General features: G+C 67.8%; 8 protein-coding genes and 1 pseudogene. 3 read left to right on the top strand and 6 right to left on the bottom strand.

The features are described from left to right. The 4 genes from RMO30_RS11465 to RMO30_RS11450 all read right to left on the bottom strand — a co-directional run. On the bottom strand, positions 1-666 hold a 666-nt coding region (locus tag RMO30_RS11465; RefSeq protein WP_309713527.1), incomplete at its 3' end, for a dipeptide/oligopeptide/nickel ABC transporter ATP-binding protein. After that, positions 663-2,459: a dipeptide/oligopeptide/nickel ABC transporter permease/ATP-binding protein gene (locus tag RMO30_RS11460; protein WP_309713525.1), complete on the bottom strand. Its 1,797-nt coding sequence runs from the start codon at positions 2,457-2,459 to the stop codon at positions 663-665. The genes RMO30_RS11460 and RMO30_RS11465, both read right to left, overlap by 4 nt. Next, entirely contained in the window at positions 2,456-3,397 is a 942-nt protein-coding gene (locus RMO30_RS11455; RefSeq protein WP_309713522.1) for an ABC transporter permease, read from the bottom strand. Before RMO30_RS11455 ends, RMO30_RS11460 begins: the two co-directional genes overlap by 4 nt. 83 nt (positions 3,398-3,480) lie before the next feature. Continuing rightward, a complete protein-coding gene (locus RMO30_RS11450; protein WP_309713519.1) occupies positions 3,481-4,998 on the bottom strand; it encodes an ABC transporter substrate-binding protein in 1,518 nt (505 codons plus the stop codon). Positions 4,999-5,118: 120 nt separating this feature from the next. On the opposite strand from RMO30_RS11450, the gene RMO30_RS11445 reads away from it, so the two are divergent. Continuing rightward, positions 5,119-5,763, top strand: a complete 645-nt coding sequence (locus tag RMO30_RS11445) for a TetR/AcrR family transcriptional regulator (RefSeq protein WP_309713516.1) — start codon at positions 5,119-5,121, stop codon at positions 5,761-5,763. A 210-nt stretch (positions 5,764-5,973) separates the two neighbouring features. Here RMO30_RS11445 and RMO30_RS11440 read toward each other — a convergent pair whose 3' ends face one another. Continuing rightward, positions 5,974-7,086: an ABC transporter substrate-binding protein gene (locus RMO30_RS11440; RefSeq protein WP_309713514.1), complete on the bottom strand. Its 1,113-nt coding sequence runs from the start codon at positions 7,084-7,086 to the stop codon at positions 5,974-5,976. 80 nt (positions 7,087-7,166) lie between these two features. Here RMO30_RS11440 and RMO30_RS11435 point away from each other — a divergent pair, with 80 nt between their 5' ends. Continuing rightward, positions 7,167-7,934 (top strand): hypothetical protein, encoded by a 768-nt coding sequence (locus RMO30_RS11435; protein WP_309713512.1) that lies wholly within the window; start codon positions 7,167-7,169, stop codon positions 7,932-7,934. Here RMO30_RS11435 and RMO30_RS11430 read toward each other — a convergent pair. Then, the gene (locus RMO30_RS11430; protein ID WP_309713510.1) at positions 7,906-8,406 is read right to left on the bottom strand and encodes an Lrp/AsnC family transcriptional regulator; all 501 of its coding nucleotides are present in this window, start codon (positions 8,404-8,406) and stop codon (positions 7,906-7,908) included. The two genes, RMO30_RS11435 and RMO30_RS11430, sit on opposite strands and share 29 nt — an antisense overlap. 126 nt (positions 8,407-8,532) lie before the next feature. Here RMO30_RS11430 and RMO30_RS11425 point away from each other — a divergent pair. Further along, positions 8,533-9,514: pseudogene (locus RMO30_RS11425) on the top strand (thiamine pyrophosphate-dependent enzyme); the annotation flags it as partial.

Here is a 9,514-nt window from a genome sequence, read left to right as displayed (position 1 = left end):
CACCGCCACGCGGTGGCTGACGTGGCGGATGACGGCGAGGTCGTGCGAGACGAACAGGTAGGCGACGCCCGTGCGCTCCTGGATCTCGATGAAGAGGTCGAGGACGCGCGCCTGCGTCGACAGGTCGAGTGCCGACACCGGCTCATCGCAGACGAGCAGCTTCGGGTCGAGCGCGAGGGCGCGCGCGATCGCGATGCGTTGCCGCTGCCCGCCGCTGAACTCGCGCGGCAGCCGGTGGGCGGCATCCGAGGGCAGCCGCACCTGGTCGAGCAGTTCGCGTACCCGAGCCTTGGCGTCGGTCGAACTCACCCCTCGCGTGCCGAGCGGTTCGGCGAGAATCTGCTCGATCGTGAGCGCCGGATTGAGCGAACTGTATGGATCCTGGAACACCACCTGGATCTCGCTGCTGAGCGCGCGACGCTTGCGGCGATTCAGGTGCGCGATCTCCTGGCCGCGGTAGCGGATGCTGCCGCCGGTCACCGGTGCGAGTCCGAGCACCGCGCGACCGAGGGTCGTCTTGCCCGAGCCGGACTCGCCGACCAGTCCGACGGTCTCGCCCGCGCGGATGTCGAGCGAGACGCCCCTGAGGGCACGGAACGGCGGGGCACGGAAGCCCTTGACCGGATACGAGACCTCCAGGTCGGTGATGTCGAGAAGGTTCGTCATTCCACTGCCTCCGTCCGAGGGGAGAGGGGCGGCCGCGCGGGTCCGTCCTCAAGAATCGCCGCGAGCAGGGCTTTCGTGTAGCTGTTCTCGGCGCGCTCGAAGATCGCCCGCACCGGCCCGGTCTCGACGATGCGGCCCTCCTGCATAACCGACACGCGGTCGCACAGGTCGGCGACGACGCCGAAGTTGTGGGTGACCAGCAGCAATCCCATCTGACGCTCCTCTTGCAGGTCGCGCAGCAGCTCGAGCACCTCGGCCTGCACGGTGACGTCGAGCGCCGTCGTCGGCTCGTCGGCGATGAGCAATTCCGGGTCGCAGGAGACCGCTCCGGCAATGAGCACGCGTTGCGCCATGCCGCCGGAGATCTCATGCGGGTAGGCCGCGAAGGTGCGTACGGGGTTCGGGATGCCGACTCGCTCAAGCAGGGCTAGTGCACGTTCACGAGCTTCCCGGCGAGGGATCCCGAGCACGATGCGCATCGGTTCGGTGAGCTGGCTGCCGATCGTGAATGCGGGATCGAGGTTGCTCATCGGTTCCTGCGGGATGTAGGCCATCCGGCGTCCGCGCAGCCGCTGCACCTCGCGTTCCGGTAGCCCGACGAGGTCGCGACCGCCGAATCGGATGACGCCGTCGAGCACGCGGCCACCCTGTGGCAGCAGGCCGAGCACGGCGAATGCGGTCTGGGTCTTCCCCGACCCCGACTCGCCGATGAGCCCGTGTACCTCGCCTCGGCGCACCGTGAGGCCGATTCCGTGCACGACCTCGGTGACGCTGCCGTCGGTCTGGTCGTAGCCGACCCGGAGGTCGCGCACCTCGAGCACGATCTCGCCCACTCGACGCTCGCTGCGGTGGTCGTCATCGTGTGCGATGACCGGGGCTGCGGCGGTTGCAGGAGCGGGAGCGGACTGGGCCCTGCCGCGCCGCTTGCGGCGGCCGACTCGCTCCAGCTCGTCGCGCGCCGCGTTGGCGAGCAGCACGAGCGCCATGCAGGTGAGGCCGATAGCGAGCGACGGCCACAGCATGAGCAGCGGCTCCCGGTAGATGTTCGCGAAGCCGTCGTTCAGCATGCCACCCCAGGTAGGCACCGAGGGGTCGCCGAGCCCGAGGAACTCCAGGCCGGACTGGATGGCGATGGCGATGCCCATCACGATCGCCGATTGGATGATGACGGGGGCCCGCACCACAGAGAGGATGTGGCGCCCGATGATACTCGCGTCGCTCAATCCCGAGACACGGGCAGCGTCGACGTAGAGCTCGTCTTTCACCGCAACGACCGCGGCGTAGACCAGGCGGAAGAAGGCGGGCGCGAGGAGCACCCCGAACACCACCATCGAGAGCCAGACCGACGGGCCCATCACGGCGCGCGCGGCGAGCAGGATGACGACGCCGGGCAGCGCCATGAGGAGCGCGGTCAGCCACGACGAGACGTTGTCGAACCAGCCGCCGTAGTAGCCAGCGAGCAACCCCCCGACGACGCCGAAGACCAGCGCAACGACGAGCGCGATGAGTGCCGCCGCGATGCTCACCTGGGTGGCGGCCAGCAGCCGGGAGAGCACGTCGCGGCCCGCGCTGTCCGCGCCGAGCGGGTGCTCGAAGCTTGGTGTCGCGAGGATGAGCTGCAACGACGCCAAGTTGGGGTCGTGCGGGGCAAGGAGAGGCCCGGCGATCGCGACCACGACGACCACCAGCAGGAAGCCGAGCGAGACGAGGCCGGCAGGGTTGCGGACGATCCGGTGCAGAAGCGAGACGCGGGCGCTCGGCGTCGCGATGGGAAGAGCGACCATCTCGGTCATGCGAACCTCACCTTGGGGTTGAGAGCTGCCTGGGTGAGGTCGATCAGCAGGTTGACGACGACGACGATGACAGCGGTGACGATGACCAGGCCCATGACGCTCGGAATGTCGCTCGCGCTGGTGGCCTGCACGGCGAGCTGCCCGAGCCCGGGGATGTTGAACACCTTCTCGACGATGACGGCTCCACCCAACAGGCCGACGAACTGCACGGCGAGCACGGCGAGCGCCGGTCCTCCGGCGTTCCGAAGAACGTGCTTGCCGACGACCCGGGTCATCCCGAGACCGCGGCTGCGAAGAGTGCGCACGTAATCGCGCGAGAGGGCATCCGACACCGAGCCGCGCACCTGCTGTGCGACGGTTGCCATCGCACCGAGCGACAAGGCGATGATCGGCAGGGTCACTGCGGACAGCCACCCGGTCACCGAGGTGGTGAGGGGGATGTAGCCGGTTGCCTTGAACCATCCCAGTTCGATCGCGAATACCAGCACGAGTCCGAGCGCCACGAGGAAGCCGGGGATGGCGAATCCGATCACGGACCCGACCTGTACGACGCGATCCACCCATCCGCCCTTCACAGCGGCGACGGTGCCGAGCACCGTGGCGACGATCGCCGTCACGAGAATCGCGCCGATCACGATGGAGAGGGTGACCGCGAGACGACTGGAGACGCTGACGGAGACCAGTTGTCCGGTGAACCACGAGCGACCGAAGTCGCCCTGGATCGCGTGAATGAGCCAATCGCCGTACTGGTCGAAGAGCGGGCGGTCGAGACCGAGCTCGGTGGCCTTGCGGTCGACGATCTCCTGGGTGGCGTTTTGCCCCAGGATGCGCCGGGCGATGTCGCCGCCGCCCGCGTACAGCAAGGTGAACGCGACGACCGAGATCGCGACGACGAGCACTACGCCCGAGGCGAGGCGCCGGAGGATGAATCGAAACACGATGGAGCTCCCTGTGGTGTGAGGGACGAGGGTGACGGGTGCCGGACCGCCGCGTGAGACGGTCCGGCACCCGAGGTAACGAACTAGCCCTTCGGTGCGAAGTCGTAGATCGCGGGGTAGACGTTCGTCGGCATCATCTCGACGGTGGTGTTGGCGTCGAGCGCGAAACTGCCCTGCACCCGGTAGAACGGTGCGAACCACGCTTGCTCGACCAGGTACCGGTTGAGCTCGGCGGCCTTCTCGGCTTGCGTCTCCGGGTCTCCGTTCTGGATCTCCGTGAGGAGTGCCTCGACTTCGGAATCGGTCGAGTGGAACGGGTTGAACACGGCGTTCGGGGCGATCATGAACTGAATGAGCTGCCAGTCCGGGTTCTGCTCGAGCGCCATGAACGATGCCGGGTACTTCGGTGCCAGGAGGTCGGCGATGAAGTTCTCGGGAGCGGTCTCGACGTGTTCGACCGTGATCCCGACATCAGCTAGCTGCTGCTGGATGAGCGGGAAGGTGGCCGGTCCGAGCAGGTTGACGCTCGGCATCTGGAGGGTCAACCCACCCGCGTAGCCGGCCTCCGCCAGGAGCTCGATCGCCTTCTCGGGGTCGTAGCTGTAGTAGTCGTCGAGCGCAGGGTCGTACGCGGCGCTCGACTCCGGGAACACCTGAGTCGTCACGGTGCCCAGGCCGCTCTGAAGCGCCTGCAGGAGCCCTTCGCGGTCGAATGCGTAGTTGATCGCCTGACGCACGCGCGGGTCGGCAAGTGCGGGGTTCTGCGTACCGGCCCGATCGAGCAGCAGCAGTCCCTGGAAGTCGAGCTCGTTGGCGGCAATCGTCCAGCCGGATGCCTCGATCTCGTCGATCGCGTCGTTGCTCACCAGTTTGACGGCGTTCGCTTCGCCCGCCTTGATGGCGTTGACCGCGGCCGTCGGGTCGCCGAGCACGTTGATGGTGATCGACGCGTAGTGCTGCAGATCCGGGTTCCAGTAGTCGGGGTTCTTCGTGTAGACGTAACTCGTGCCGGTGACGGTGGCCGCCGTATCGAGGATGTAGGGGCCAGAGCCGATCGGATTGGTGGCGGCATCCTCGGCGTCGAACTGCGCCGGGCTCGCGACCAGACCCGGGTCGCGAGTCAGATAGTTGAGGAATGCCGGGTCGGGCGCCGAGAGCGTGATCACGACCGTGGTGTCGTCAGGCGCCTCGATCGACTCGATGCCGGCGAAGTAGCCCGCGTCAGGGGATGTGCCGGCCTGGAAGCGCTCAAGGTTCTGCTTCACGATGTCGGCGGTGAGCGCGGTTCCGTCACTGAAGATGACGTCGTCGCGAATGGTGAGGGTGAGCTCGGTGTTGGCCTCGTTGTATGACCAGTCGGTCGCGAGGAACGGTTCGATTGTGGCTTCGGGGGTGGCGAGGAGAAGCGTGTCGAACACCGCCTGGTAGTACGGTGCCCGGTTGCCCCATTCCGCGCCGGATGGGTCGAGTGTGTTCGGCGCGAAAATCGCACCGAGGACGAGCGAGGAGTCGCCGTCGCCGCTCGGCTCGCCGGTCGCCGTGCATCCCCCGAGTGCGAGGGCAGCGATCGCGACGGCTGCTGTGGCCTTCCATCGGAACATCTTTGGTCCCTTTCGATTGGTCGCGATCCACCGTGGACCGCGCGTGGACGCGAAGGTAGCACGAAAACCGAGCGGTGACTAGGTTTACTTGTGGAAGCGACGATGGTCCAATGGAGAGCCATGACAATTGACGAGACCAATCCTGAAGCTCCGCGCCCTCGCGGGGGCCCGCGCGGCAGCTACGCCAAGTCGACGGCGACGCGCAACGCCATCCTGGAGGCGGCACTCGAAGTCTTCGCTCAGGGCGGCTATCGCGCGGGCTCGCTGCGCGAGGTCGCGGCTCGAGTCGAGATGAGCGAAGCCGGGCTCCTCCACCACTTCCCGAGCAAGAGCGTTCTGCTCGCCGCGGTGCTCGCGCGTCGTGACGAGCACTCCTACGAGTTGGTGCACTTTGAGGAGACCGGCGCCGACCCGATGGAAACGCTGGGCGGACTCGTGCGCCTGGCGGCCTACAACGCCTCGGTGCCGGGAGTCGTCGAACTGTACTGCGTGCTCTCCGCGGAAGCCACCGCGCCGAGCCATCCGGCGCACGCCTACTTCGTCGAGCGATACGCCACCACACAGCTCCGGATCGCGCGCACGTTCGCCGCGCTCGCCGAGCGTGGCGGGCTCCAGCCGGGAGTCGAACCGGGAGCCGCGGCCCGCTCGGTGATCGCCCTGATGGACGGGCTCCAGGTGCAGTGGCTCCTCGACCGGGCCTCCGTCGACATGGCGGCGGAGCTGCGCAACCACCTCGCCCGGCTCGTCACCGAACCGATCTCATGAGGCATGATGCCGGGTGGCCCAAACGGCTGCTGATCGGCTAAGGCCGACGACGACGCGGCCCGGCCGCGGCGTTGGCGACGGATCCGGAGTCGCGTCAGGTGTTCCACCTCGAGGATCAGCTCGCGGACCTCGGGGGTTGAGGCCCGTACGACGAGCTCCGGTCGGAACACCGTCTGCCGCGATACCCGTCACCCGGACGGAGGGCGTTGCTCAGCCCGCGGGGGCGTAGACCGCGCGGGCGAGCCCGTCGAGCACCGCGGCAGAGCGCGGACCGAAGCTCAGGATGTCGCCGTCGGCCATGTCGACGAAACGCCGGTTCTGGCCGGCGGCGGTGAGGGCGATCGCGGGCTTGGCCAGCAGCAACCCGTCGATGCCGCCCGTCGACGCGATGCCGTCGGTCATGACGAAGATGAGGTCGGGGTTGGCGGCAATGATCGCTTCGTCGGTCATCGGCTGCATGCCGGTCCAGCCGATCTCGCCGGCGACATCCACGCCCCCGAGTCCGAGGATGAGGTTGGTCGCGCCCGACTCTTCGCCGAAGAGGTAGTAGATGCCTGAGCCGCCGCGCAGGTAGAGGAAGATCATCCGCACCCGCCCGGCGTCGTCGGTCGGCGCGATGGCTGCGATCTCGGCGACTTTCGCGTCGACATCCGACTGGATGCGTTGGGACAACAGGTCGCCCGTCGCGGCTACGCCGAGGGCGGCGGCGACGTCTCGCACGAGGTCGGCGGCGCCATCGAACGACGCTTCGTTGTCGACGAACACGACGGTTACCCCGGATTCGCGCAACTGGGTCAGCACGTCGCGCGGCCCGATGCTGCCGTCGGTGATGATCAGGGTGGGCCGAAGGGCGAGCACGCTCTCGGCGTCGATCGTGTGGCCACCGGAGGTGACGGCCGGCAGGTCGGCAGCGCCGTCGAAGGTCGTCGAGGTGTCACGACCGACGAGGGTTTCGCCGAGGCCCAGCCCCCAGATACTCGCCGCGATTGACCCCGCCATGTCGAGTCCGATGACGCGAGAGGTGTCGTCGACGGTGATTTCGATGTCGCCGCCGGGATCCCGCGAAATGACGGAAGCGGGGAGTTGCTGGGCGGGGTCAGTGTCGATGGGTTCGATCGTTTCGGTCGCGAGGAGGGCGGTGCTCGGGCCGACATGCGTTCGCGGATCGGCAACGAGATCCAGTTCGGCGAGTGGCCGACCGTCCGCGATCGTCGGCGAGGGAGTCGTTCCACCCTGGTGCGGCGCGGCGCAGCCGATGAGGGCCGTCGCGAGGGATGCGACGAGCACGGCCCCCACAAGAGCCAGTGCGCGTCGGGAGGTCACGAGGGTCGAGCCTAGTCAGGTAAGGCTGTCCTCACAACGCGAGCGACCGGCGGGTAGCGTGCCGCCCTAGGGTGACCGTTATGGATTCGCAGTCACTGTTGACGATCATCGCGCTGTTGCTGAGCGTCGGGAGCGTCGTCGTCACCGGACTCTTCTCCGTGCGCACCCAGCGTCTCAGTCACGAACTGGATGTCGAGCGCGACGCCCGTCACGCCGAGCAGTCCGCGATCAAGGCCGCGGAACGCGTGTACGAACCGCTCGCCCAAGCCGCCGCCGAGCTGCAGTCGCGGATCTTCAACCTCGTCGAGACCGGGTGGATCGGCACGCAGAAGCGCTACGCGAGCCACGGCGACTACGCGGTCGCGTCGACGGCGTTCCTGTTCGCCCACTACTTCGGCTGGATCGAGGCCCGCCGCCAGGCGGTGCTCTCGTCGAGCGGCGAGGGCGGACGTGACCTTTCGGTTCAACGGCTGATCGATGAGGTGCTCAAGACCCTACGGCGCAGCGAGGATTCCGAGGGCTTCCTGTTCTTCACGGCCGAGCAGCGCGCGATCGGCGAGCTCATGCTCACCTGGGAGACGATCCCCGAGACCGCCGTACGCATTCCGCACGTCGCCGGCTACGCCGCTTTCGTGAAGCGATACCGCCACGACGACGAATTCCGCGCCTGGTTCACCTCGATCGATGCCGGGATGGACCTGGTCTCGACGGGTGATGTGCGGCGGCTTGCCGCCATCCAACACGCCCTCGTCGCTCTCATCGACGAACTCGACCCGAATCGTAAGTACACCGCGGGCTACGCTCTCGAGCCGATCGATGTCACTGACGCTGGGTCTTCTCGACCTTGACCTTCTCCACTTTGACCTTCTCGACCAGCGGCTGCAGCCGGTAGGGGATCAGTTCGCCCATCGACAGCGCCGTCTCGGTGCGCACGACGCCTTCGATCGCGAGCAGCAGAGCGTCGACGCGGAACAGGTCGTCGGTGTCGCGACAGACGACGATCGCGAGCAGGTCGGCGTGCCCGCTCAGGCCGTGCGCCTGCACCACCTCGGGGATCGCGGCGATGTCTTCGGCAATGCGCGGCAGCTCGCGCTGCCGCACGACGACCGTGATGAAGGCGGTGAGCGGATAGCCGAGGCCGTGAGTGTCGATCCGTCGATCGAACGCGAGAAGCGCACCTTCGGCCTCGAGCCGAGTCATGCGCGCGTGCACGGTGTTGCGCGAGAGTCCGAGCCGCTCGGCGAGCGCGACGTACGACGCCCGGGGATCGGCAGCGAGTCCGCGGAGCAGGTCAAGATCGACGGCGTCGTAGTGGTGCATCGTGCGCAGAATAACACCCCCTGCTGACGCCGAGACTGTGCAGATAGCTCAACCGTCGCGCGAGCGCTTGAGCTATCTGTGGGCGCGTGCCTACCGTTGGCTACCGGTCGGAGGTGGCCCGTGACGATGATGTCGAAAGCCCAGGAGTACCTGCAACTGCTCGACGAGACGGGAGCGCGCGCTCCGTCGGCCGAGTTCGACGCCGTGATCGCGGATGTCGACGGCCCCGTCTTGCTCGGTCTCTACGAAGACATGGTCGTCGTGCGGCGGTTGGACGCCGAGGCGACGGCGCTGCAACGGCAAGGCGAGTTGGCGCTATGGCCGCCGGTGCTCGGCCAGGAGGCGGCCCAGATCGGCTCCGGTCGCGCGCTCAGGGCAGACGACTTCGTCTTTTCCAGCTACCGCGAGCACGCCGTCGCCTACACGCGGGGTGCGACGCCTGTCGATCTGGTGCGCGTCTGGCGGGGCACCACCGCATCGGGGTGGGACCCGTATGCGATCGGGATGGCGACGCTGCAGGTGATCATCGGCGCTCAGACCCTCCATGCGACCGGGTACGCGATGGGGATCCGCAAGGACGGGGCACACTCCGTCGCGGTCGCGTACTTCGGCGACGGGGCGACGAGCGAAGGGGATGTCTCCGAAGCGATGGTGTTCGCGGCATCCTTCAAGGCACCGGTCGTGTTCTTCTGCCAAAACAACCAGTGGGCGATCTCGGAACCTGTGCGACTGCAATCCACCGTCGCGATCGCCGACCGGGCCGACGGGTTCGGCATTCCGTCGATCCGGGTAGACGGCAACGACGTGCTCGCCGTGCTGGCCGCAACCCGCACCGCCCTCGCCCGCGCGCGCGCCGGCGACGGGCCCACGTTCATCGAAGCCGTCACCTACCGGATGGGCCCGCACACCACGGCCGATGACCCGACCCGCTACCGCGACCCCGCCGAACTGGAAACCTGGCGAGCCCGAGACCCGATCGCCCGGCTCGGCGGCCACCTCAGCTCGGCGTGGGTGGTCTCCGCCTAGGCGGTGGAGGGCTTGCTGGCGTCATCCACGCCCGTCGCCGCGGTACTGCGCGCCGGCTGCATCGCCCTCGCCGACCCCGAGC

Source organism: Pseudolysinimonas sp. (genome assembly GCF_031389465.1).
GTDB lineage: Bacteria > Actinomycetota > Actinomycetes > Actinomycetales > Microbacteriaceae > Pseudolysinimonas_A.
This window is presented reverse-complemented; position numbering and strand designations above follow the sequence as displayed.

Excerpts from the sequence above, each read along its gene's own strand:
- RMO30_RS11430 (WP_309713510.1), bottom strand. The coding sequence starts at position 8,406 with ATGCACCACTACGACGCCGTCGATCTTGACCTGCTCCGCGGACTCGCT.
- RMO30_RS11450 (WP_309713519.1), bottom strand. The coding sequence starts at position 4,998 with ATGTTCCGATGGAAGGCCACAGCAGCCGTCGCGATCGCTGCCCTCGCA.
- RMO30_RS11445 (WP_309713516.1), top strand. The coding sequence starts at position 5,119 with ATGACAATTGACGAGACCAATCCTGAAGCTCCGCGCCCTCGCGGGGGC.
- RMO30_RS11435 (WP_309713512.1), top strand. The coding sequence starts at position 7,167 with ATGGATTCGCAGTCACTGTTGACGATCATCGCGCTGTTGCTGAGCGTC.
- RMO30_RS11460 (WP_309713525.1), bottom strand. The coding sequence starts at position 2,459 with ATGACCGAGATGGTCGCTCTTCCCATCGCGACGCCGAGCGCCCGCGTC.